This is a genomic window from Pseudoselenomonas ruminantium (assembly GCF_900113715.1).
GTDB classification, from domain to species: Bacteria; Bacillota; Negativicutes; order Selenomonadales; family Selenomonadaceae; genus Selenomonas_A; species Selenomonas_A caprae.
On the sequence record NZ_FOQK01000007.1, the window covers coordinates 75,359 to 99,075 of the forward strand.

The 23,717-nt window shown below is 54.4% G+C and carries 19 protein-coding genes; 13 read left to right on the plus strand and 6 right to left on the minus strand.

All coding sequences use genetic code 11. From position 1 onward, the window contains the following. Positions 1-5: 5 nt before the first annotated feature. Complete coding sequence (locus tag BM181_RS05290; protein WP_075442760.1) at positions 6-1,889, minus strand: sensor domain-containing diguanylate cyclase; 1,884 nt, start codon at positions 1,887-1,889, stop codon at positions 6-8. 170 nt (positions 1,890-2,059) lie between these two features. Between BM181_RS05290 and BM181_RS05295 the strand changes: the two genes are divergently transcribed. The 12 genes from BM181_RS05295 (at position 2,060) to BM181_RS05350 (ending at position 13,229) form a co-directional block, all read left to right on the plus strand. Then, positions 2,060-2,326, plus strand: coding sequence for a TIGR03905 family TSCPD domain-containing protein (locus BM181_RS05295; protein ID WP_075442761.1), 267 nt, complete (start codon positions 2,060-2,062; stop codon positions 2,324-2,326). 6 nt (positions 2,327-2,332) lie between these two features. After that, entirely contained in the window at positions 2,333-3,106 is a 774-nt protein-coding gene (locus tag BM181_RS05300) for a histidinol-phosphatase HisJ family protein (RefSeq protein WP_075442762.1), read from the plus strand. A gap of 67 nt (positions 3,107-3,173) precedes the next feature. Further along, a complete protein-coding gene (gene scfA / locus BM181_RS05305) occupies positions 3,174-3,311 on the plus strand; it encodes a six-cysteine ranthipeptide SCIFF (RefSeq protein ID WP_075429106.1) in 138 nt (45 codons plus the stop codon). Positions 3,312-3,412: 101 nt separating this feature from the next. Next, positions 3,413-4,816 (plus strand): thioether cross-link-forming SCIFF peptide maturase, encoded by a 1,404-nt coding sequence (gene scfB / locus BM181_RS05310; protein ID WP_075442763.1) that lies wholly within the window; start codon positions 3,413-3,415, stop codon positions 4,814-4,816. Positions 4,817-5,094: 278 nt separating this feature from the next. Then, the gene (gene gap / locus BM181_RS05315) at positions 5,095-6,105 is read left to right on the plus strand and encodes a type I glyceraldehyde-3-phosphate dehydrogenase (RefSeq protein ID WP_075442764.1); all 1,011 of its coding nucleotides are present in this window, start codon (positions 5,095-5,097) and stop codon (positions 6,103-6,105) included. A 107-nt stretch (positions 6,106-6,212) separates the two neighbouring features. Then, positions 6,213-7,406: a phosphoglycerate kinase gene (locus BM181_RS05320; protein ID WP_075442765.1), complete on the plus strand. Its 1,194-nt coding sequence runs from the start codon at positions 6,213-6,215 to the stop codon at positions 7,404-7,406. Positions 7,407-7,436: 30 nt separating this feature from the next. Next, the gene (gene tpiA, locus BM181_RS05325) at positions 7,437-8,186 is read left to right on the plus strand and encodes a triose-phosphate isomerase (protein ID WP_075442766.1); all 750 of its coding nucleotides are present in this window, start codon (positions 7,437-7,439) and stop codon (positions 8,184-8,186) included. Positions 8,187-8,210: 24 nt separating this feature from the next. Further along, positions 8,211-9,740, plus strand: coding sequence for a 2,3-bisphosphoglycerate-independent phosphoglycerate mutase (gene gpmI, locus BM181_RS05330; RefSeq protein WP_075442767.1), 1,530 nt, complete (start codon positions 8,211-8,213; stop codon positions 9,738-9,740). Positions 9,741-9,900: 160 nt separating this feature from the next. Next, a complete protein-coding gene (locus tag BM181_RS05335) occupies positions 9,901-10,596 on the plus strand; it encodes an iron-sulfur cluster assembly scaffold protein (protein WP_081342189.1) in 696 nt (231 codons plus the stop codon). A gap of 55 nt (positions 10,597-10,651) precedes the next feature. Next, the gene (locus tag BM181_RS05340) at positions 10,652-11,653 is read left to right on the plus strand and encodes a GGGtGRT protein (protein WP_075442768.1); all 1,002 of its coding nucleotides are present in this window, start codon (positions 10,652-10,654) and stop codon (positions 11,651-11,653) included. Between the two features lie 187 nt (positions 11,654-11,840). Continuing rightward, positions 11,841-12,734, plus strand: coding sequence for an NAD(P)-dependent oxidoreductase (locus tag BM181_RS05345; RefSeq protein WP_075442769.1), 894 nt, complete (start codon positions 11,841-11,843; stop codon positions 12,732-12,734). A gap of 117 nt (positions 12,735-12,851) precedes the next feature. After that, a complete protein-coding gene (locus BM181_RS05350; protein ID WP_075442770.1) occupies positions 12,852-13,229 on the plus strand; it encodes a RidA family protein in 378 nt (125 codons plus the stop codon). A 96-nt stretch (positions 13,230-13,325) separates the two neighbouring features. Here the strand turns inward: BM181_RS05350 and BM181_RS05355 are convergent, their stop codons facing one another. Genes BM181_RS05355 through BM181_RS05375 form a run of 5 tightly spaced genes read right to left on the minus strand, consistent with a single transcriptional unit; the run spans position 13,326 to position 22,767 of the window. Continuing rightward, complete coding sequence (locus BM181_RS05355) at positions 13,326-15,056, minus strand: MATE family efflux transporter (RefSeq protein WP_075442771.1); 1,731 nt, start codon at positions 15,054-15,056, stop codon at positions 13,326-13,328. Beyond that, positions 15,053-16,639, minus strand: a complete 1,587-nt coding sequence (locus tag BM181_RS05360) for an anti-sigma factor antagonist (RefSeq protein ID WP_075442772.1) — start codon at positions 16,637-16,639, stop codon at positions 15,053-15,055. The genes BM181_RS05355 and BM181_RS05360 overlap by 4 nt, the downstream gene beginning before the upstream one ends. Before the next feature lie 31 nt (positions 16,640-16,670). Continuing rightward, complete coding sequence (locus BM181_RS05365; protein ID WP_075442773.1) at positions 16,671-18,128, minus strand: DUF3329 domain-containing protein; 1,458 nt, start codon at positions 18,126-18,128, stop codon at positions 16,671-16,673. Then, positions 18,122-19,642 carry a DUF3329 domain-containing protein gene (locus BM181_RS05370; protein WP_256211303.1) on the minus strand — a complete coding sequence of 507 codons (1,521 nt, stop codon included), beginning with the start codon at positions 19,640-19,642 and terminating at the stop codon, positions 18,122-18,124. The genes BM181_RS05365 and BM181_RS05370 overlap by 7 nt, the downstream gene beginning before the upstream one ends. A 2-nt stretch (positions 19,643-19,644) precedes the next feature. Then, a complete protein-coding gene (locus tag BM181_RS05375; protein ID WP_075442775.1) occupies positions 19,645-22,767 on the minus strand; it encodes an efflux RND transporter permease subunit in 3,123 nt (1,040 codons plus the stop codon). Between the two features lie 177 nt (positions 22,768-22,944). Here BM181_RS05375 and BM181_RS05380 point away from each other — a divergent pair, with 177 nt between their 5' ends. Further along, a complete protein-coding gene (locus BM181_RS05380; RefSeq protein WP_075442776.1) occupies positions 22,945-23,709 on the plus strand; it encodes a TSUP family transporter in 765 nt (254 codons plus the stop codon). The last annotated feature ends 8 nt before the right edge of the window (positions 23,710-23,717 follow it).

Below are 23,717 nucleotides of genomic sequence, written 5' to 3' on the forward strand. Positions count from 1 at the left end.
TCGTCTCAGATGGGCTCCTGGATGACGAGCGCCAGCGGCCGGGTATCGTCGACTTTGTCGATATGGAGATTGCAGGCCCGGGTGCATGTCGGGCGGTCCTTGTCCCAGTTGCTGAGGTCGCATTGAATGTACTCGCTGCCTTCGCCGGAGAGCTGCAGAACGGGGCAGCCCGGACAAGGTGTGCTGCGCTTGTGCAATACTTGATAGCAGGGATGGCCCGCATTGACATCAGGGAGTGCCTGACGGATGCTCCGGTTGAAGTAGATGGGCGACATCGTGATTTTGTCAACGACGTAAATCATTTCCTGCATGTGATCGAGCAGGCTGCGCAACTGCATGTTCTGCTGCCGCAGCTTGTCGTCAGAGTAAGAGGTCAGCAGGATGTTGCCAAGGATGACAGCAAAGACGCTGAGAGCATGGCGGCATTCATCGTCGATTGTATGTGGCCGGCTGTATTCAAAGCCGATGCAGCCAAGTGTGTCAGAGCCGTGGGTGATCATGCAGTGGGCAAAAGCACCGAGATGGAGCGCCGCCATAGCGGGCTGGTACCTGTCGGCAGCTTTTGAAGTATCTTCGCAGATGGACATGACACCGTAGGACGTGGCCTTATAGCCCGAGAGTATGAGTGTATTGCGCATGCTGATGCTGTCGAAGGTATCATCTGCGCGCTCGGAGGATTTCAGCGAGATACCGTTAGGGCTCAGCCATTCATAGGCGGTTGTATATTGATTCGTGTCGGGATCATAGAGATCGAGGCCGACGCGGTCAAGATTGAATAGTTTACCGAACATGCCCAGTGAAATCGAAATGGTTGCATCTGGGCTATTTGTCTCATAGAGCAGCTTGAAGATGAATTCAATCATGTTGTCTTTGAAGGCCTTTTGCTGGAAGTCCTCAAAATCTTTTGGCGTGCGATGGCTGGTGACCGAGGCCTGACCGAGCAGGCTGCTGCGGTAGATGGTATACTGGTTCTTACCAAGATTTTTTGATTCATAGAGTGCCCGGTCGGCATGCTTGAATAGCTCTTGATAGGTCGTACCATGCTGGGGATACTGAGCAACGCCGATGCTGATGGAAAAAGGCAGCTCTTGCTGGCCGTTCTTGTAGCGGCGTTCGAGCTGGCGAATCAACGACTGGCAGCGGTCGTGCAGTATCTCGGGATCTGATATATTACGGAACAGCACGAGAAATTCATCGCCGCCTATCCGGCCTTTGATATCGGACTGGCGGAAATTGTGCATGATGGCATTGCCCATATCGGTGAGCACAGCATCGCCGAAGAGGTGACCAAAGCTGTCGTTGATTTCCTTGAAGCCGTCCGCATCGATGATCAGGAGTGCTTCCTGATCGATATCGGGAGACAGGCTGGCAAGATGTTTGGTGATACGCAGGCGGGTGGCATCCTTGTTGAGGAGCCCCGTGAGCTGATCGTGCGCGGCCTCGCGCTCGATGCGCTGCTGCCATAGCTTTTGTGCCTGGATATTGCGGATATTGCCATATGCGACGACAGGCATGAAGCCATCAAAATAGGTAATCAGGTGGATTTCCGACCAGATGTATTCATGGCAGCCATTGCCGCGCAGCCGGAGCTTGCAGATATGATTGCAGCTTCCCTTTGGGCGGTGGATATGGTGGCAAAAGATCGTGTTGAGATAGACACGGAGAATCGTTGCATCCTCTTGGTGCAAGAGCCCTGAATGCCAAAGGATGGTTGATGCTGGCGCTATCCGTGGTGCGATATCGTACGAATTGGGATGTGCCGGCCCGTGGAGTTCCAGCACGTCCGTAGTCAGGTCCCAGCGGAAATAAACCCGGCGGTCGAATTTCTCTAAGGCCGAGAATACATCACTGTCAAATGTAGTTGGTATTGGGTGACTTTTGGTATCCATGCAGAAAACCCTCTAATCATTTATTAAACTTATTATAGTATAGCCCATATAGGACAATTTTACCAATAAATTTTTATGGAAATCGAAAAAATAATGACTAGCGATTGAAAATATAAGTGGTTTTCAGTAAGATAGAGAAAAACAGCAAGAGAATGAAAGGAGAAAATCCTATGAGCGTCTATGAATATACAACAAAGGGGACGTGTTCCCGCAAGATTACGGTGGAGCTTGACGGCAAGATGATCAAGAAAGTGGCCTTTGAGGGTGGCTGCAATGGCAACCTCAAGGGGATTGCCAAACTTGTCGAGGGAATGGATATTGATTTTGTCATCCAGCGTTTTGCTGGCAACACCTGCAACAATCGCATGACGTCGTGTCCTGACCAGCTGGCCAAGGCTTTGCAGGCGGCGTATATAGCCGCGCAGAAAGAAGGCTGAGGACGGATGCTGTTTGATAGTCACAGTCACACGGAATTTTCGGGAGACTCGCAGATGAAGGCGCAGGACGCAATGGCGGCTGCGAAACGGCTTGGCCTGGGACTCGTGTTTACCGAGCATCTTGACCTTGATTATCCGGGGGATATCGATTTTACATTCAATCCCGACGAATACTGGCAGGCGTATGAGCCGTTGCGTGGCAGCTGCCTGCGGCTTGGGGTTGAGGTCGGCATGCAGCCGTCAACATGTGACCGCAGCCGCGCGTTTACGGAGTGGCTGCCGTTCGATCTTGTCATCGGTGCGACGCATATGGTAGACGGCAAGGATATATATTATAAAGAAGCTTATGGAAATCTTTCCAAGGCAGAGTTCTATCATAGATATTATCAAAGCATGGCGGAAAATGTGCGTACGCATACATTTATCGATGTGCTGGCTCATATCGATTACATCGCACGCTATGCACCATATGATGATCCGGAGATTGCCTATGGCAGTTTTGCTGAGGATATCGATGCGGTACTGCAGGCTGTTGTCGAGACGGATACGGTACTCGAGCTCAATACGCGGCGGCTCGGCAGCCGCCGCGCGCTCAAGGAATTAGCACCGGTCTATGCGCGTTACCGTGAGCTGGGCGGCCGGCGGGTGACGCTGGGTTCTGATGCTCATACAGCGGATGCCATCGGTGCGCATTTTGCAGCAGCCTGGGATTTTGCCGAGGCCTTGGGGCTGCAAGTTGTGACGTTCTGTGGCCGGCTGCCTGAGCCTTGTCAGAAATAATTCCTTGTACTGCCATTGAAAAGACGATATAATAGAATGAGATTCTATTTTGATAGGAGGGCTAATGATGAAACACATCAAGACGGTCAACAAGCCGAAAATGCAGGCTACGCTCAAGACGGGCGGCTGCGGCGAGTGCCAGGCTTCCTGCCAGTCCGCATGCAAGACTTCCTGCACGGTCGGCAATCAGGTTTGCGAGAAATAAGTATCGCATTGGAGCCTTCCCTTTACCGGGAAGGCTTTTTCTTATGAATCCTTTCCATTTATTTTATATAGTAGTATTGATTAAGGAGAACGGGAAACAGAATGAAAGCAAGAATCCATAAATTTGAGCAGAATGGAACCTTTATCCTGCTCGACATCAACAGTGGCGCGGTGCATGTCATCGATAAGATGATTTACGACATGATGGACACGTTTGATGGAACGAATGACGATGCGGTACGTGCGGCTATGGCTGGCGAGTATCCGCAGGCAGAGGTCGATGAGGCGCTGTCGGAGCTGCATGCGCTGATGGATGCCGGCGAACTGTTTGCACCAGATATCGATGTGCCGCCGACGTTCAAGCAGACGGGACTTGTAAAGTCTATCTGTTTGATGATTGCGCAGGATTGCAACCTGCGCTGTAAGTATTGCTTCGGCGATGGCGGCAGCTATGGCCAGGAGCGCGCTATCATGACACCGGAGGTAGGCAAGAAGGCTGTTGATTACCTCATTAAAGCCAGCGGTCCTAGAAAGCACCTTGAGATGGATTTCTTCGGCGGCGAGCCGCTTATGAATATGAAGACGGTTAAGGCTGTGACGGAGTATGCGCGTCAGCGGGAAAAAGAGACAGGCAAGAAGTTCAAGCTCACGATGACGACGAACGGTATCCTGCTCAATGATGAGAATATCAAATGGCTCAACGATAATGACTTTGCATTGGTGCTCTCGCTCGATGGCCGCAAGGAAGTCCATGATGCCATGCGTCCACTGGCCGGCGGCCAGGGAAGCTATGACCGCGCAATTGCCAATTTCAAGAAATGCCTCGCGAGCCGCAAGGGTGGTGACTACGACTATCGTGGCGTCTATACGTACCTGCGCGGTACTTATACGAAGAAGAATATGGACTTCACGAAAGATGTACTGTCGATGAACGATGAAGGCTTCAATATCCTGTCGATGGAGCCGGTGGTCCTCAAGGATAGCCCGCTGGGCTTTACGGAGGAGGATTTGCCGCGCATCCGCGAGGAGTACGATCGCCTGACGGAAGCTTATATGAAGCGTCATCGCGAGGGCAAGGGCTTCTTCTTCTTCCACTTCAATATGGATCTGTCGAATGGTCCATGTGTGGCTAAGCGCTTGTCGGGCTGCGGCGCCGGCCATGAGTATGTAGCTGTGGCGGAAAATGGCGATCTCTATCCGTGCCATCAGTTTGTTGGCCGTGAGAAATACAAAATCGGTACGGTGGATACGGGCATCACGGACAAGGAGACAAGCCAGTACTTCCGTGAGAGCCATGTGCTCAACAAGGAGAAGTGCAGCGAGTGCTGGTCGCGTTTCTTCTGCTCGGGCGGTTGTCATGCCAATGCGGATCTTTTCCACAATGATATCCGCAAGCCGTATGAGGTTGGCTGCGAGATCCAGAAAAAACGTCTCGAATGTGCGATTTATGTGCAGGCACTGCTGGAGCTTGAGAAGATGGATGATGAAGAGTCACAAGACGCATAAATAATATTTATACATCATGTTAAACAGTGACAAGCTGATTTGCTTGTCACTGTTTTTGTGTTTTAACGGTATTCCTATTGTTTATCTGTGTTTAGCGCAGCAGGGAAAACGAAAGGCTATTGTTAGGTATTCATGCAGAAAAGTCAGAAAACAACATCATCAGTTCATGGAATAATTGGTAGAATTTATGATAAAAACATTGACATTTTGGCTTTGCTTATTGTATTATTAGACCTGTAAGAACTGAACTTCTAAAGAATTTAGGGGGTATTTTTCAAATGGCAGTAAAAGTAGCTATCAATGGTTTTGGCCGCATCGGCCGTCTCGCATTCCGTCAGATGTTCGACGCTGAGGGTTATGAAGTTGTTGCAATCAACGACCTCACGAGCCCGAAAATGCTCGCACACCTGCTCAAGTACGATTCCACGCAGGGTAAGTACAAATATGCTGATACGGTTGAGGCTGGCGAAAACAGCATCAAAGTCAACGGCAAAGAGATCATGATCTACGCTCAGAAGGATGCAAAAGACATTCCTTGGGCTAAACATGATGTTGACGTTGTTCTTGAGTGCACTGGTTTCTACACTTCCAAAGAGAAAGCTTCTGCACATCTGGCTGCAGGCGCTAAGAAAGTTGTTATCTCCGCTCCGGCTGGTAACGACCTCCCGACGATCGTATACAACGTTAACCACACGACGCTGACGAAAGAGGACAAGGTTATCTCCGCTGCTTCCTGCACGACGAACTGCCTTGCTCCGATGGCTAAAGCACTGAACGACCTCGCTCCGATCCAGAGCGGTATCATGTGCACGATTCACGCTTACACGGGCGACCAGATGACTCTTGATGGCCCGCAGCGTAAAGGCGACCTCCGCCGCAGCCGCGCAGCAGCTTGCAACATCGTTCCGAACTCCACGGGTGCTGCTAAAGCTATCGGCCTCGTAATTCCGGAACTCAAAGGCAAACTGATCGGTGCTGCACAGCGCGTTCCGACCCCGACGGGCTCCACGACGATCCTCAATGCTGTTGTTAAAGGCAGCGTTTCCGTTGAGCAGGTTAACGAGGCTATGAAGGCTCAGGCTACGGAATCCTTCGGTTACAACACGGATGAGATCGTATCCAGCGATATCGTTGGCATGCGTTTCGGTTCCCTGTTCGATGCTACGCAGACGATGGTTAACCCGGTCGAGGGTGGCACGCAGGTTCAGGTTGTTTCCTGGTACGACAACGAGAACAGCTACACGAGCCAGATGGTTCGCACGATCAAATACTTCGCTGAGCTCGGCTAATTGTTTGATTCGTAACTGAATAAAACGAAGATCTTTTGAGGTCCGGCCTAAAACTTGGGCCGGACCTCAAATTTTTATCATGTAAAGATTATTTTGGAGGTTTCAACATGGATAAGAAAACCATCAAGGACATTGACGTAAAAGGCAAAAAAGTATTTGTCCGCGTCGATTATAACGTTCCGTTCGATGAGAACCAGAACATCACGAATGATACGCGCATGGTCCGCACGCTGCCGACCATCAACTATCTGCTCGACAATGGCGCTGCTGTAATCCTGGCTTGCCACATCGGTCGTCCGAGCGAGGCTCGTGAGCCGCAGTTCTCCACGAAGCACCTCGTTGCACATCTGTCCGAGCTCCTCGGCAAAGAGGTTAAATGGGCTTCGGACTGCGTTGGCGCTGAGGCTGAGAAGGCAGCTGCTGATCTGAAACCGGGCGAAGTCCTGCTGCTTGAGAACCTCCGTTATCACAAAGCTGAGAAGAAGAACGATCCGGAATTTGCAAAACAGCTCGCTTCCCTCGCTGATATCGCTGTTGACGATGCTTTCGGTGTTTCCCACCGCGGCCATGCATCCAACGCTGGCATCGCTCAGTATGTCGAGGTTGTCGCTGGCTTCCTGATGGAAAAAGAGATCAACTACATCGGCAAGACCCTTGAGGCTCCGCAGCGTCCGTTCGTTGCTATCATCGGCGGTGCTAAGGTTTCCGATAAGATCGGTGTCATCAACAACATGATTGAGAAAGTCGACAAAATCATCATTGGCGGCGGTATGGCTCATACTTTCGATGCAGCTAAAGGCCTGCCAATCGGCAACTCGCTCTGCGAGCCGGACAAATACGATCTCGCTCGTGACCTCCTCAAGAAAGCTGAGGAGAAGGGCGTTGAGGTTATCCTGCCGGTTGACCTCGTGATCGCTGACAAGTTCGCAGCAGATGCCAACACGCAGACGGTTGATGTCGATAAAGTTCCTGAGGGCTGGCAGGCTCTTGACTCCGGCGTGAAGACGTCTGAGAAATATGTCGAAGCTCTCAAAGGCGCTAAGACGGTTGTCTGGAATGGACCGATGGGCGTATTCGAGTTCGATGCTTTTGCCAAAGGTACGCTGGCTGTTGCTGAGGCTGTTGCCAAAGCTACGGAAGAGGGCGCTATCTCCATCGTTGGCGGTGGTGACTCCGTTGCTGCACTGAAGAAGACGGGCCTGACGGACAAGATTTCCCACGTATCCACGGGTGGCGGCGCTACGCTCGAGTTCCTCGAGGGCAAAGAGATGCCGGGCATTGCAGCTATCGCTGATAAATAATGACTGATTGATTAGGGAGGCTTTTATATAATGGCTAGAACTCCGATTATTGCTGGTAACTGGAAAATGAACAACACGATTGCACAGGGCGTTGAGCTCGTAAAGGCTCTGGCTCCGCTGGTCAAAGACGCAACGGTTGACGTTGTTGTCTGCCCGACGGCTACGGCTCTGTCCTCCGTCGCTGCTGCTGTCAAAGGCACGAACATCCATGTTGGTGCGCAGAACGTTCACTGGGAAGCAAATGGTGCTTTCACGGGCGAAATCTCCACGGGCATGCTGAACGAAATCGGCGTTGACTATGTTGTTCTTGGTCACAGCGAGCGCCGTGATTACTTCGGCGAGACGGATGAGGGTGTAAACAAACGCGCTCGTGCTGCTTTTGCTGCTGGCATCACGCCGATCATCTGCTGCGGTGAGTCCCTCGAGATTCGCGAAGCTGGCACGTACATCGACCATGTCGTTGCACAGATTAATGCTGCTCTCGAAGGCTTTGAGGCTTCCGAAGTTGCGAAACTCGTCATCGCTTACGAGCCGATCTGGGCTATCGGTACGGGCAAAACGGCTACGTTCGAGCAGGCTGAGGAAGTCTGCAAAGCTATCCGCGAAGCTGTTGCAAAGAAATTCGGTCAGGAAGCAGCTGACGCTATCCGCATCCAGTATGGCGGCAGCGTAAAACCGGCTACGATCAAAGACCTCATGAAACAGCCGAACGTTGACGGCGCACTCGTAGGTGGCGCATCCCTGAAGGCTCAGGACTTCAGCCAGATCGTTAACTACTGATTCTTAGAAGGGTAGTATCTTAAAATGGCAAAACTCAAAAATGCACCGGTTGCACTCATCATCATGGATGGCTGCGGCCTCGGTGATAAAAGCGACAAGAACAATGCAGTACAGGTAGCAAATACGCCGGTACTCGATGGACTGCTCGCAAAATACAAGACGAGCCAGCTGCAGGCATCGGGCGAATACGTCGGCCTGCCGGATGGCCAGATGGGCAACTCCGAGGTTGGTCATACCAACATCGGTGCTGGCCGTATCATCTATCAGCAGCTCACGCGTATCACGCGCGATATCAAGAATGGCGACTTCTTCAAGAACGAAGCCCTGCTCGATATTGTCAATGGCGTAAAGGCCAACAATGGTGCGCTGCATCTTCTGGGACTTGTTTCTCCAGGTGGTGTCCACAGCCATCAGGATCATCTCTACGCCCTGCTTGAACTGGCAAAGAAAAATGACATCAAGGAAGTCTATGTCCATGCTTTCCTTGATGGCCGTGATGTTCCGCCGCAGAGCGCTCAGCCGTTCCTCGAGGAACTTGAGGCAAAATGCAAAGAAATCGGCGTTGGCTGCATCGCTACGATCAGCGGCCGCTACTATGCAATGGACCGCGACCACAACTGGGATCGCGAGCAGAAGGCCTATGAGGCTATCGCTCATGCAGAAGGTGTAAGTGCTGATTCGGCAGTGGCAGGCCTCAAAGCCAGCTATGACAACGGTGCTAACGATGAGTTCGTTGTACCGTGCGTCATCAAGGGCTATGAGGGTATGAAGAATGGCGATGGCGCTATCTTCTTCAACTTCCGTCCGGACCGTGCGCGCCAGCTCACGCATATCTTCGTCGATGAGACGTTTGATGGCTTCGAGCGTGACGAGAATCTCAAGATTCCGTTTGCAACGTTCTCGCATTATGAGGATGGCATGAATGCCAAAGTTGCTTTTCCGCCGGAAACCATCACGAAGACTATGGGCGAAATCATCGAGTCTCAGGGCATGACGCAGCTGCGCATTGCTGAGACGGAGAAGTACGCACATGTAACGTTCTTCTTCAACGGTGGCGTCGAGGAGCCGTACAAGGGCGAGGACCGCATCTTGGTTCCGTCCCCGAAGGTTGCTACGTATGACCTGCAGCCGGAGATGAGCGCTATCGAGGTCACGGATAAAGTCGTCGAGGCTATCAAGTCCGGCAAGTACGACTTCATCATCCTCAACTATGCGAACTGCGACATGGTCGGCCATACGGGCGTGTTCCCGGCAGTTGTCAAGGCTGTTGAGACGGTTGATACGTGTGTTGGCCGTTTTGTCGATGCCATCCGCGAAGTCGGTGGCGAGGTCTGCATCACGGCTGACCACGGCAATGCGGACAAGATGATGGACTATGATAACGACCAGCCGTTCACGAAGCATACGACGAATCCGGTTCCGTTCATCGTGGTTTCCGACCGCGTCAAATCCGTCAAGGACGGCGCTCTCTGCGATATCGCACCGACGCTGTTGACGCTGGCTGGTGTTGAGATCCCGAGCGAAATGACGGGCAAAAACCTCGTCGAACTTTAATTATCCGCAGGTCAGAGGCAGCATCCCTTGAGCAAGGGTGCGTATGCGGGGGGAAGGCCGCCGCAGGTGCGGTGGCAATTTCCCATGCTAGCCCCTTACGGGCGCTTGTTTAAAGGTTGCACCTCAGTATTATATTTTAGAAAAGAGAGGAATACGAACAATGATTGCTTATTCACAGAAAGTGGAAGACATGGCATGCGTAGCGCAGGAAGTACATCATGGCGCTGCTCCGATTCCAGAGGAAGGCAAATGGGTTAAATCCAAGAATGTACAGGATATCAGCGGCCTGACTCATGGTATCGGCTGGTGCGCTCCGCAGCAGGGTGCCTGCAAACTGACGCTCAACGTCAAAGACGGCATCATCCAGGAAGCCCTCGTTGAGACGATCGGCTGCTCGGGCATGACGCATTCCGCAGCTATGGCTGCTGAGATCCTGCCGGGTCTCACGGTTCTCGAGGCTCTGAACACGGACCTCGTCTGCGATGCCATCAACACCGCTATGCGCGAACTCTTCCTGCAGATTGCTTATGGCCGTTCCCAGACTGCATTCTCCGATGATGGTCTGCCAATCGGCGCTGGTCTCGATGACCTTGGTAAAGGTCTGCGCAGCCAGACGGGTACGCTCTACAGCACGCTCAAGAAAGGTCCGCGTTACCTCGAACTCGCTGAAGGCTATGTTACGAAACTCGGTCTCGACAAAGAGAACCGCGTAATCGGCTACGAAGTTGTTCAGCTTGGCAAAGTCATGGAAGCTGTCCGTGCCGGCAAAGATGCTAACGAAGCTATCAAAGCCAACACGAGCACGAAGGGCCGCTTCGCTGACGCTGTCAAGACGATCGATCCGCGCGAAGAGTAAGAAATACTCTTGGCAGATTTCCGCAAGTTTTAGGTAAAAGGAAGGAATGAATAGAATGTCATTATTCGAAGGCTATGAGCGCCGCATTGACCAGATCAATGAAGTTTGCAAAAAATATGATATCGCATCCATCGAGGACGCAAAGAAAATCTGCGACGAGAAGGGCATCAACCCGTACAAGATCGTAGAAGACCTCCAGCCGATTGCATTCGAGAATGCAAAATGGGCTTACACGCTGGGTGCTGCTATCGCTATCAAAAAAGGCTGCACGGCTGCTGCTGATGCTGCGAAAGCTATCGGCGAAGGCCTCCAGGCTTTCTGCGTACCGGGTTCCGTTGCTGACCATCGTAAGGTAGGTCTTGGCCATGGTAACCTCGGCGCTATGCTCCTCTCCGAGGAAGCTGGCTGCTTCGCATTCCTGGCTGGTCATGAGTCCTTTGCTGCTGCTGAGGGTGCTATCGGTATCGCTCAGACGGCTAACAAAGTTCGTAAGAACCCGCTGCGCGTTATCCTGAACGGCCTCGGCAAAGATGCTGCTCAGATCATCAGCCGCATCAACGGTTTCACGTTCGTTGAGACGGAGTACGACTTCAAGTCGGACAAAGTCAACGTTGTCAAAGAGATCGCTTACAGCGATGGTCTCCGCGCAAAAGTTAAATGCTACGGCGCTGAATCCGTTCAGGAAGGCGTTGCTATCATGAAACTCGAGAACGTTGATATCTCCATCACGGGTAACTCTACGAACCCGACGCGCTTCCAGCATCCGGTTGCAGGCTGCTACAAGAAAGACTGCATCGAGAACGGCAAGAAGTACTTCTCCGTTGCATCTGGCGGCGGCACGGGCCGTACGCTCCATCCGGACAACATGGCAGCCGGCCCGGCTTCCTATGGTATGACGGATACGATGGGCCGTATGCATGGTGATGCTCAGTTCGCAGGTTCTTCCTCCGTTCCGGCTCACGTTGACATGATGGGCCTCATCGGCGCTGGCAACAACCCGATGGTCGGCATGACTGTTGCTGTTGCTGTTGCTGTACAGGAAGCAATGAACAAATAATTTCCGTTTCGGGAACCATAAATGCTAGCAGTATCCCCGCAGCGTTCAAGCTGCGGGGATATTTTATGTGCGTAGGAATAAGATTCTGCTTTGCCAAGTATGCCAGCGGTTGTATTTTTACGTTTCCTTAGGCAGGGAAATAAAGGTTTGCAGCGAAGTTTTCATGGACAGGATTATATGGTATAGAATGGAAAGGAAGATTCGTGTGAGCATTGAAAACATCGGCTTTATTGGCACGGGGATAATGGGAGCGGCTATGGCCGGCCATCTTTTGGCAGCAGGGTTTAAGGTCAGCGTCTACAATCGTACAAAATCCAAGGCGGAGGGGCTTATTGCACAGGGCGCTAAGTGGTGTGAAAGCCCTGGTGCTTGTGCACGTGGACAGGATGTAGTGATTACCATCGTGGGGTATCCCAAAGACGTAGAGGAAGTTTATCTTGGCGCTGACGGAGTACTGGCCAATGCCAAGGCTGGTGCCTATGTGGTTGATATGACTACCTCTTCGCCGATTTTGGCAGAAAAAATCTATGTTGCAGCCCGGGAAAAGGGCATCCATGGGGTAGATGCACCTGTGACTGGTGGGGATACTGGAGCTAAGAATGCATCGCTGTCAATTTTGGTAGGAGGCGATGAAAGCTCGTTTCAGGCATTGAAGCCGGTGTTCGCTGTACTAGGTAAAAATCTTGTCTATATGGGCAGTGCTGGCGCCGGGCAGAAGGCCAAGGCCTGCAATCAGATTGCTATTGCCGGAGCGCTGGCAGGAGCCTGCGAAGCCTACGCTTATGCCAAAGCCTCGGGCATAGACTTGGAGAAAACATATCAGGCCATCTCAGCGGGGGCTGCAGGCAGTTTCCAGATGAGCAATGTCGTGCGCCGCGGCCTTAATGGAGATTTTGAGCCGGGATTTATGCTGAAACATTTCGGCAAGGATTTGGCCATTGGCACAGAAACTTCGGCCGCTTATGGTGCGGCATTGCCGGTACTGGCACAGGTGCTTGGTGAGGTGCGGCAGATGGAACGGCTGGGCGAAGGGGACAAAGGGACCCAGAGCCTGTTGCATTATTATGGAATCAAGGCATGAAAAAAGTTATAAATTATAATCAATCTTTTCGGTAATAGTCCTTGTAAACTTGTAAACAACAGTGTCTTGGTGTACAATAGCAGCAGAATAAAATCCAGTATAGCAGGAGGAATAATCATGCAAGTAATCCATACGAACGATGCGCCGGCAGCTGTCGGCCCGTACAGCCAGGCCATAAAAGCTGGTAATACGCTCTATATGTCTGGCCAGATCGCTATCAATCCCGCAGAAGGCAAGATTGTTGCCACGACCATCGAGGAGCAGGCTGAGCAGTGCTGCCAGAATATCGAAGCCGTGCTCAAGGCTGCAGGGACAGATATGAAGCATGTCGTCAAGACGACATGCTTCCTGGCTGACATTGCCGATTTCAAGGCATTTAATGAAGTTTATGCCAAACACTTCATCAGTAAGCCGGCCCGCAGCTGTGTCGCCGTCAAAGACCTGCCGGCAGGTGCCCTGTGCGAAGTTGAGGCACTGGCAGTCCTCGAAGGATAAAGATGGCAAGGAATTGAGCAAACGTGGCGAATTGATTCCTGGATAAACGAAAGGCTATTGCCGAAGTGAGATGTTCACTTCGGCAATAGCCTTTTTTCATAGCGAACCGACTACCAGGATCATGCGGTTCTCATCGCCGCTGATCCAGTAGGTGCGGCGAGGGAAGCTGGTGGTGATGGAGTCGATGAAGTATTCGCGGAAGGTATATTTTCCTTGCTCGGTTTTCTGGAAGATATCATAGGGGGCGCCATTGTCCCGGATGATCATGGTGATGTCGTCGTCAGGACGTTTGCCGAGCAGGATGGAGAATTCCATCTGGAAGGGGATGCCTGCAGCGCGTTCACTGGCATGGACGCCGATTTCCTCTATCAGCAAGGCAACACGGTTGCAGCGGCGTGGCGAAATGCCCCGGCCAGCCAGTACCTGCTCCACCTGCTGGGACAGTGCGACTACGGCGTTTGCTGTGCAATCGACATCATAGGAATACTGTCGGCTGAGTATATCCGTATCCAGGAACAAGAGCCCTTCCTGGCGCGTCCACCAGCAGTTGAGGCCAAACGCAGCGAGGAAGGCGGCACTGGTTCCCAGGAACATCCCGTTCAGTGAGCTGCTGGCTCCGATTTCCATCCCCAGCCAGGGCAGGCCGAGCAGCAGGATCGCTTTCAGCAGAGCGCCATAGTTCCTTCTTTCGATGTAGATATAGTAATTGCTGTACATGAGCGTGCAGCCCAAGAATACGATGAAGATTAGGAAACAGCGTACGGCGGCGGCAACTTCTGCGACCATCTGTGCATCCTTCACGCCAAAGAGCTGGGGCAGGATGCCTGCGCCAGCCATGCCAGCTGCGATAAGGAGCAGGCTGACAAGACTGGTTACCCGTATGCCGGTCGTCATGGTCTTCTGGATGCTGTGCAGGTTGTTTTCGGCATGGTATTGGCAGATCATGGGCTGCAGGCAGTCCACGATTCCCGTGTAGATGGCGATGATGAGCGTGAGCAGGTTCACGACGACGGTCACTACGATGATATGCGCTTCGTCGAAATGAGCCAGCACGCAGTGGGTCAATGCTACGGGAAGTATTGCCAGCAGCAGCGTATCCAGTGAGTGGTAGAAGCTGAAAAAAATACCGCGCAGGACCTCCCGGGTGTTCCAGTACCAGTGGAAATGCAGCCGGCTGCGGTGCCCGTGCAGGAAGTAGAGCTGCACCAGGATAGAGGCGCCAAGGCCGCAGGAGGTGGCAATGCTGACGCCCATGACGCCGATGTGCAGGCAGAGCAGGATGTCCAGCACGACATTGACCATGAAGGCGCAGACTGAGCCGATGACGCAGACACGTTCCTGTCCTTCCGCCACAAAGACGGTGTAAAAGAATACATTCAGGAACATGAGAGGCGCATAGAACAGCAGGCCGTTGTAATAGTCACTGGCGTAGCTCATGAGATGCGGCGAGATATGCCAGAACGACAGGATATCCTGTCGCAGCAGATACATTCCGGCGGTGAACAGGATACCCGTACCCAGTGCCGAAAGCACCCCAAGGCTGAACAGATTGTCGACCTGTCTGCGGTCACCTCTGCCCATGGCATAGGAAATCATCATGACCAAGCCGTCAGCTATCAGGTAGCTGACAAAGATGATGAAGGTGATCAAGGGGAAGACCAGCGTCATGCTCATGACGGCTTCTTCGCTCACCAGTTGTCCTGCCGCTACATTGTCCGTAAGAATCAGGGTGTAGGCACTGACCATGGAGAACATGGCCGCTGTGAAGACCGAACGGAAGCGGGTGGAGATGACCGTCTTGGGGCCAAAGAAGCTCAGCCGGTTCACGACAGTATCTCCGCCAGGCAGCGATCCTCTGTCTGCATGGCCAGCAGCATTTCATCGAAGGCCGCGGCATAGCGCTGCATCATCGTTTCAGAATAACGGCTAGCATCATAGGTCAGCGTCAAGGTGTAGCTGCCGTCATCGAGCGCCGTCAAGGCGATATCCAGCACGTTTTCGGCGGCTGATCTCTTGTTGGCGGGCATATCCTGAATGGTGATAGGCTTGCCGTCCAAGACAAAGGCGGCTTTGGCATCGGTATTCTTTTGCAGGATGAAGCTGGCGCATTCGCCTTCCAAGTCTTCGTTATATACCGCATCAAGGCTGCGGGCATAGGAAAGGCCCTGCTGGACTTTCTCTTCCACAGACTGCAGGAACTGGGCGGCGGTCATATCTTCCCGCAGGGTACTGCGGATGGGCAGCTGATTCAGCATGAGCCCCATCAGGCGGAGTTCCTTGGCCGAGTTGCGGGCATGATGCACCCAGCTCATGATGACTTCTTTTTCGCCGGTGACTTTGGCCATGGCCAGCATCGCCGCCCCCAGCATGAAGCTGTGTTCAGTGGTGCCGCGCTCCCGGAAGAAGTCGTGCCGGATATTCTGGATTTCGCAGATGACCTGGCTTTCGTGCCATTTGCCATCATCCTGCCTGTCCATGGGGGGTAGGTGCTTCTGGGTATCGAAGCCTGCGAGCTGCTGCCGCCAGTAGTCATGGCCCTCCTCTGCTCCGGTCTGCAGTTCCCGATGCTCCTCCAGCACATAGTCGGCGTAGCTGCCAGCTTGGCGGCGGATTTTCTTGCCCTGGTAGCGCATGTCCATTTCGCGCCAGAACAGCAGGCAGATGGCTGTGCCGTCCATGATGGCATGGTAGAAATCTTCATAGATGAATTTGCCTGAGGGGGTCACCATCAGATAGATGCGGTACAAGGGGCGGTCGATGAGCTGGAAGGGCTTTTCTAGCTCCAGCTTGCGCTGGGCAAAGGCCTCCTCCGACAAAGTCTCGACGACGATCTTCTTCACACTGCCGTCGAAGCGCTGGCAGATCTCTCCGGTATCGGGATGGAATACCAGCCGGCAGCGGAAGACATCGTGGGCATTCAGCACGCCGTTCACTGCTTCAGCCAGCCGCTCCATATCCACGCTGTCATCCAGTTTGCCCAGTGCGCCGACATTCATCATGGTGGAGTTGGCCTTGTGGAAATGGGTATCCACAAGCCAGCGCTGGACTGGCCGCAGGGGATAGAAGCCCTGCGGGGCAGCCAGCGGTTCTGCTTCCTGTTCCGAATAGATGATTTTCAGGAATTTGTTGAATCCAGTGATGTCAAAGACTTCTTTGATTGCCTGCTGCGGGTCTTTGATGACCAGCTCTGCATTCTGTTTATCTGCTGTTCTTTTGGCCATCAGCAGTGAGCGCAGGCCAGCAGAGGCGATATAGCTGAGTTCGGAAACGTCCAGTTCGATGTTCTGGCTGCCAGCGGGGATGGCGGTAAGTTCCTGTTCAAGGGCTGGGGCCTCTATGGCGTCAAGCCGGCCAGTCAGCTTGACCTGCCAAAGTGTTCCTGTGAGTTTCGTGGTGATTTCCAATGACATAGTATTCACTCCATCTGATTTGTAGGTTGTTTTATTCTACACGGCGGTCTTCGCCGCCGGTCATGACTTTTTTCCAGCCGTAATACTGGGCGTACATGAGATTATGGCTGCCCTCGGGACGAGGCTCGAGGTCAGAGCCCCAGGCCAGCACATCAGTGTTCCAGGTGACACAGGTCCAATGTTCGCAGATTGCATTGGCGAAGGGCGGGACATCGATCTGGTTTACAATCACAAGCTCCTGATCCTGATGGGCATTGATATAGTCTATCCGTCCCAGCCATTGATTGCGGACATCCCATTCCACATAGCAGAGAAAGGCTGCGGTGGACAGGCATAGGGCCAGCACGCCGGCCAGCGCAGCCTGGCAGGCGCCTTTATGGCGCTGATAGAATCCTGCCTGTTGGGGCAGCAGCTCTTTGAGCGCCGAGAGCGAAGCAGCTATCACAGCTGCCGTGGAGAAGAAGCCCGCTCGGGCGGGAGCTACTGGCACGAACATCATGACAATCATGACGCTCAGCGCGCCTGCCAGCATGACCGCCTGGAACTTGGTATCCTTGTTCCAGCGTTGGCCCTGGGGCAGCTGCCGCCAGTAAACGATGAGGATCAGCAATAAGGGCAGCCAGAGCTTGGTCACGGGCCAGAAGCATTCCAGGAAATTGATGCTGAACATCAAGGGCGTCCAGTACATATCCGCTGGCAAGCCGGGATTGTACTCGTATAGCCGCTGCAGCTCCAGCCGTACCATCTCGCCAGGGGCCTGTACCAGCATGATGCCGCCCAGGCACAGGAAGACAAAGCCTGTCACCATCCAAGGCTGCAGCTGGTGCTGCCTTTTGAAATGCCACAAAGCCAGCAAGGTGATGAGGCCTGTCGCTGCTGCTCCTGTCTCCACGGACCAGCCGGCACACAAACCGCTGACGGCCATCAAGGGCACCGTCCAGCGAGGGGCCTCCTGCCAGAAATCCGGCTGCCAGTATTTCTGGGCAAAGGGTAGCAGGAAGAGAAACTCCAGCAGCCCCATCCATAGGAACACACAGCTGCCGCACATCCACAAGGTGGTAAGAAACGGGTCAGGCAGCAGGAACCAGAAGCTGAATACCAGCCAGAGCATATAGGTACGGTTCATCTTCTGCAGGGAAAGGCCAGTGCCGATGCGGAACAGCAGCAGCATAAGACCGCCGAATACCAGCGTATTCAGGATGTTGAACAGTTCCTTGCCCTGCCAGGCAAAGAACTGGGTAAGGCCGATGCCCAATATGCGTCCGCCCCAGGTCATGTAATGGGACCACTGGCTGACGATGATATCCTCGAAGGAGCTGATGCGCTGGCGCGGCCCGACGCCGTCCAGCAGATTCCCCCGGTCGGCACCATCCCAGATGAAGGCGTAGGGAATATCATCTGACACCATAGGCAGCATCCAGTTGCGCAGGAAGAACAGCCCTAGGAATAGCAGCAGTATCCCCTGCCAGGATAGACATTTTTTTACCATTCGTTTTCCTCCCCGTATTTTCCCCAGTCGATGTTTTTGTCGATGACAATACCTTTGAGGCCGTGATATTGGGCAAAGATATTGGAACGATTATCCTGGGGTTTGCTTTCAAGGTCCGCGCCGAACATCAGCAGGACTTCTGTCATGGAGCGGTTGCCCGCCACTTTGTCAAGATGCCAGGGAATCTCGATGGCGGGAACGACTATCGGATCGTCTTGCCGGTGTTCGGCGATGATTGTCCAGCGCGCTGCCCATTGCTGGTTGTAGGAAGTCTCGATGACCAGGCACAGCACGGTGGCTGCTAGCCAGACAAGCAGCACAGAAAAGCCGGCCGTAGCGGTAAGCAGGCGGGCTTTGCGCATGGTCTGGCACCAGGCAGCAAGCATGGGCTGGATCGCGCGCATGGCGGCAGCTGAGGCAATCAGCAGGAAGATCACGCCGTGGTACCCCGCATGTGCACGGAAATCCGGCGAAAACATCATGGCGGAGAGCACCAGGAAATTACCGCAGATCCACAGCAGGATGTACTGTGTCAGAGCGCGGCGCCGGTTCCCCTTCCAGAAATAAAGCAGGATGGGGAGGAACAGGGGCAGCTCGCCGATGAGTACGGGCAGGAATCCTTCCACGAAATTATACAGGAACATGAGTGGGGTCCACATGAGTTCCGCAGGCATGGTGTAGTCAGGCGCCAGTTCGCGCATCAGTTTTATACGCATGAGGCTGCCAGGCGCCAGCATGAGGAGAAGCATACCAGTCACAAGCCCCGCAAAGCCTGCCAGCTGCCAGCTTTGCAGCCGTCCCTGCCGATGGAAGAGCAGCAGGAAGGCTAGGGCCAGCAAGACGGTGGCAATGCTGCCAGCTTCAATGGACCAGCCTGCCAGCAGTCCCAGCAAAGCCATGGCTGGGAAACAATACCACTGGGATTTTTGCCAGAAATCGGTTTGCCAGTAGGCAAGGCTGTAGGGCAGCAGGAAGGCACAGATCGCCGCGGCTGTCCATAGGTATACGCAGGCGCCTGTCATCCAGACCATCGTATAGATATAGGCGGGGACGGTAAAGAATAGTCCCAGCAGCAGGAGCAGCAGGGCAGCCCTGCATTTGCCCAGTGCTTCGATGCGGCCAGCTGCCAGCCAGAAGAGCTGGCATACCAGCAGCACAAAGACCAAGGTAGTGGCAATGGCGAACAGTAAACGGCTGCCGCCGCCCTGCCAGGCGAAGAATTGCGCCGTAAGCAGGGCGGGAACCCGTCCGCCCCAGGTGAAATAATGTGACCATTGGGAGGCTGCCAGATCGGCAAAGGACGTGATTTTCTGCCGTGGGCCAATGCCGTCCATGAGGTTGCCGGCATTGGCACCATCCCAGATGAAAGCATAGGAATAGTCATCGCCCACCATCGGCAGCAGCAGATTCCGCCAGAGGAATATGCCAGCGCCGAAGGCGAGGAGAACCTGCCAGGTCAGACGGTGCCAAAGGGACAGCCAGAGGCTGTATAGCCGGTCGGCCAAAGAATCCATGTTCAAATGATATCCTCCTTATCCGTTGGCGGTCGTTTCCCCTTGGGAGCTACCGCGATATAAAGCACAGGAATGATGAAAATACCCAGCAGGGTGGCGACGGTCATGCCGCCTACTACGGCGATGCCCATATTGCTGCGGGCACCGCTGCCAGCGCCAGCTGCCAGCGCCAGCGGCAGGCAGCCGGCAATGAAAGCCACCGAAGTCATCAGTATGGGGCGCAGCCGCAGCTTGGCAGCCGTCACGGCAGCCCGTAGCACGGGCATTCCATGTGCCTGCCGCTGCTTGGCGAACTCTACGATGAGGATGGCGTTTTTCGCTGCCAGCGCTATGACCAGCAGGATGCCGATCTGCATGTAGAGACTGCCGGGCTGCTGGGCAATGGCTTCCGACAGGAGGGCGCCGCCTATGCCTACCGGTACGGACAGCAGCACGGCCCAAGGCAGGCGCCAGGACTCGTAGATGAAGGTCAGGCACAGGAAGACGAAGACCAGCGACAATACCAGCAGGATAGCGGTATCGCTCTGGGCCTCCTTGGCATGACGGCTGGTCCCTGTCCAGGCGAGCTGGAAGCCTTGCGGTGTAGCTTCATGCACGGCCTGCTCCATGGCATCCATGGCTTCGCCGGTCGAATAGCCATCGCTGGGGCTGAGCTCGAAATGGACACTGCGGACACCATCATAACGGGATATGTTGATGGGGCCTGAGGACCGTTCGGCCTTCACCAGCGTGTCCAAAGGGATCATTGTCCCATCGCCGCTGCGGACGCGCAGGAAGCGCAATGCTTCCATTCCTTGGCGGAAGGGTGTGGCAGCCTGCACGACTACCTTGTAGACCTGTCCGTGACGGACGAGGTCATTCACCTCTTCGCCGCCGAAATTCACTTGCAGGGCACTGTATATATCGGTCAGTTCCACGCCCAGGAATTTTGCTTTGTCCTCATCTACCGTGAAGTCGGCATAGGGCGTGTTCAGCGTAAAGTCGGCTTCGACTTCGCCGATTTCCGGGTGCTCCTTGGCGGCGGCAGTGACCTTGGCGACGGCAGCCTGCAGTTCGGTCTCGGAATGGCCCGAAAGATCCAGCAGATGCATGGAGGCACCGCCTGTCATGCCTAGTTCGGGGATGGCGGGCGGATTGGTGCCCATGACCTCTGCTTCGGGGACAGACTGTCTGGCTTCGCCATCCAGCCATTCCAGGAAATCGTCTACACTCTGCCCCTCGTCAAGGCGGTCGGACCAGTCTTTCAAGGCGATGAAGAGCACGCCCGCGTCAGGGCGGGTATTGTCACTGAGCAGATCTGTCCCGCCGATGCCGATGACGGCTTTTACAGCCGGGTGTCCTTGGATCGCTGCGGACAGGTGGTTCAGGGATTCAGCGGTGTGATTCAGCGAGGTGCCAGCGGGCAGCTTCAGCCCCGCGATGACATAGCCCTGGTCTTCCTCAGGCAGGAACTCCTGCGGGAGCAGCAGATAGAGCCCGATGGTGCCGGCGGTCAGCAGAACCAGCAAGGTCAATGCCAAGCGGCTGCGGCGGAGCCAATGGCCGAGATGGTGCCGATAGGTCCGCTCGACCCGCCGCAGCAGGCGGTCCGCATGTGCCAGCAGCCAGTTCTTCCTGGCCTGCTGGTCTTGCGGGCGCAGCAGTAGCACGCATAGAGCGGGGGTCAGCGATAGGGCTGCAAAGGCCGAGATGCCCATGGACACGACCAATGTCAAGGCGAACTGACGGTAAAGCGTCCCCGTCATTCCCGGCAGGAAAGCTACTGGGACGAAAACTGCTGCCAGCACGAAGGCAATGGCCAGTATGGGGGCCTGCACCTCAGCCATGGCGGCGGACGCCGCCGCTTTCACTGGCAGACCGCGTTCCAGATGCCTTGATACGCTTTCGATGATGACAATGGCATCGTCCACCACGAGGCCGATAGCCAGGATTAAGGCGAACAAGGTCAGAAGGTTCAAGGAGTAATCGCCGAGGTAGAAGAAGAAGAACGTTGCGATCAAGGAGACAGGTACGGTCAGCAGTGTGATCAGGGTAGCCCGGCTGTTGCCGAGGAATAGATAAACGATGAGTGCAACCAGCAGCAGAGCCTCGCCAAAGGTATAGGCGACCTCAGTCATGGATTCCTGGATGAAGCTTGTCTGATCTACGACGATGCGGTATTCCATATCCGGCGGGAACATCTGCTGGGCCTCGGCCAATACTTTCTTCACTTTGCCGATGGTTTCCAAGGCGTTGGCGCTGTCGGTCAGAGAGATGCTGAAGGAGGCGGCTTCCAGCCCATCCTGATAGGAGACATAGCGGGTGTCGCGGCGGCCTTCCGTCACCGTGGCGACATCCCGCAGGCGGATGAGTTCGTTGGGTTGGGATGAGGGCAGGATGATGCTGCCGAAATCCGCAGGTGTCTGCCGTTTGTTCTTCACACGGCCTACCAGCTGATGTTCCTGACCTTTGGCGGTTGGCATCTTGCCTAAGGTGCCGGCCGCCGGCTGGGTGTTCTGCTCCTGGACGGCGGTGAGCACATCGGCGATGACAAGATTCTTGGCCGCGAGTTTGTCGGGATGCAGCCAAATGCGCATGGCATAGTCTTCGGTGTATTCGTCGACACTGCCGACGCCGGGGATGCGTTTTATCCTGTCGAGGAAATAGGTTTTGGCGTAATCCTGCAAGAAAATGCTGTCATATGTTCCGTGCGGTGAGCAAAGCGACATGGCAAAAACCATGCCGGGCATGGAACGGCTGGTGGTCACGCCGTAGTTCTGTACGGTCTGTGGCAGTGAGGGCAGGACCGTAGCGACCCGGTTCTGCACGCTGGCGGCGGCAATCTCGCCGTCGATGCCGGGGGCGAATTCGATATCCAGCTTGTAGTTTCCGGCGGCATCGGAGTTCGAGGTCATGGCGCGCAAGCCATCGAGGCCACGGATTTCCGCTTCGATGACGCTGGCTACGGTATCCTGCACGACGGCAGCGTCGGCACCTTGATAGGTGGCTGATACGGAAACTGTCGGGGGCATGATGCCGGGATATTCTGCTATGGGCAGGCGGAAGGCGGCTATCAGGCCGGATAAGGTCAGCAGAACCGCCAATACGATTGCCTGCAGGGGATGTCGGATAAAATATTGTGCCAAGAAAATCACCTATCTTAAAATTTGAGAACAGGATATATTTCTTCATGCGTGCCCGTTTTTCCTGCCGGATGGGCAGATCAAGGCAGGAGAGATTGGGGGATACCGCGTGTTTTCTTTTCGGCGTGTGGGGATTCTGTTATAATAGAAGATAAATGAGTGGCATAGTGGGGTGTGTGCATGGAATTACTGGATATACAGACACTGGGATTCCTGGTGTTTTTTGGTTTTATGGCCTCGTTCATCGACTCGGTGGTCGGCGGCGGCGGGCTTATCTCGATCCCGGCTCTGATGTGGACGGGGCTGCCGCCGGTGACGGTGCTCGGCACGAACAAGGCGGCGGCCGTCATGGGAGCGCTGACGAGCTTTGTGGCGTTCGTGAAGTCGGGCAAGGTGGATATGTGGCTGATCAAGCGGCTGTTCCCGCTGTCCCTGATCGGTTCGGGGCTGGGGGTGCTGGCGGTGCGCCTGGTGCCGCCGGATATCCTGCGGCCGCTTGTCGTCGTCATGCTCGTGGCGGTGCTCCTGTATAGTGTGCTGAAGAAGGACTGGGGCCGGGAGAACCATTATGCGGGCATGTCGGTGCGCCTGCTCGTGCTCTCCTGCCTGGTGGCCTTTTCGTTTGGATTCTACGATGGTTTTTTCGGCCCGGGGACAGGCTCGTTCCTGTTGTTCGCCTTCCTGATGGCCGGCTTCGATTTCATCGGGGCGGCTGCGAATGCACGGGCCTTGAACTTTGCCAGCAATATCGCGGCGGCGGTATTGTTCACCTATTTTGGCCTCGTGGATTTCTCGTATGCGATCCCGATGGGACTTTCGATGATTGCCGGGGCCTGGTGTGGCGCGCGCATGGCGCTTTCCAAGGGGACGGGCTATGTGCGGCCGCTGTTCATCATCATGACGACGGTGCTCATTGGCAAGCAGCTAGTGGATCTGTTTAAATAAGGGAGCGA

Bases quoted from the DNA above. Each gene is read 5' to 3' on its own strand.
- BM181_RS05300 (WP_075442762.1), top strand. From the start codon at position 2,333: ATGCTGTTTGATAGTCACAGTCACACGGAATTTTCGGGAGACTCGCAG.
- BM181_RS05320 (WP_075442765.1), top strand. From the start codon at position 6,213: ATGGATAAGAAAACCATCAAGGACATTGACGTAAAAGGCAAAAAAGTA.
- BM181_RS05295 (WP_075442761.1), top strand. From the start codon at position 2,060: ATGAGCGTCTATGAATATACAACAAAGGGGACGTGTTCCCGCAAGATT.
- scfA (WP_075429106.1), top strand. From the start codon at position 3,174: ATGAAACACATCAAGACGGTCAACAAGCCGAAAATGCAGGCTACGCTC.
- BM181_RS05370 (WP_256211303.1), bottom strand. From the start codon at position 19,642: ATGGATTCTTTGGCCGACCGGCTATACAGCCTCTGGCTGTCCCTTTGG.
- BM181_RS05290 (WP_075442760.1), bottom strand. From the start codon at position 1,889: ATGGATACCAAAAGTCACCCAATACCAACTACATTTGACAGTGATGTA.
- BM181_RS05365 (WP_075442773.1), bottom strand. From the start codon at position 18,128: ATGGTAAAAAAATGTCTATCCTGGCAGGGGATACTGCTGCTATTCCTA.
- BM181_RS05360 (WP_075442772.1), bottom strand. From the start codon at position 16,639: ATGTCATTGGAAATCACCACGAAACTCACAGGAACACTTTGGCAGGTC.
- scfB (WP_075442763.1), top strand. From the start codon at position 3,413: ATGAAAGCAAGAATCCATAAATTTGAGCAGAATGGAACCTTTATCCTG.
- BM181_RS05335 (WP_081342189.1), top strand. From the start codon at position 9,901: ATGATTGCTTATTCACAGAAAGTGGAAGACATGGCATGCGTAGCGCAG.
- BM181_RS05350 (WP_075442770.1), top strand. From the start codon at position 12,852: ATGCAAGTAATCCATACGAACGATGCGCCGGCAGCTGTCGGCCCGTAC.
- gap (WP_075442764.1), top strand. From the start codon at position 5,095: ATGGCAGTAAAAGTAGCTATCAATGGTTTTGGCCGCATCGGCCGTCTC.
- gpmI (WP_075442767.1), top strand. From the start codon at position 8,211: ATGGCAAAACTCAAAAATGCACCGGTTGCACTCATCATCATGGATGGC.
- BM181_RS05380 (WP_075442776.1), top strand. From the start codon at position 22,945: ATGGAATTACTGGATATACAGACACTGGGATTCCTGGTGTTTTTTGGT.
- BM181_RS05345 (WP_075442769.1), top strand. From the start codon at position 11,841: ATGGAAAGGAAGATTCGTGTGAGCATTGAAAACATCGGCTTTATTGGC.
- BM181_RS05340 (WP_075442768.1), top strand. From the start codon at position 10,652: ATGTCATTATTCGAAGGCTATGAGCGCCGCATTGACCAGATCAATGAA.
- tpiA (WP_075442766.1), top strand. From the start codon at position 7,437: ATGGCTAGAACTCCGATTATTGCTGGTAACTGGAAAATGAACAACACG.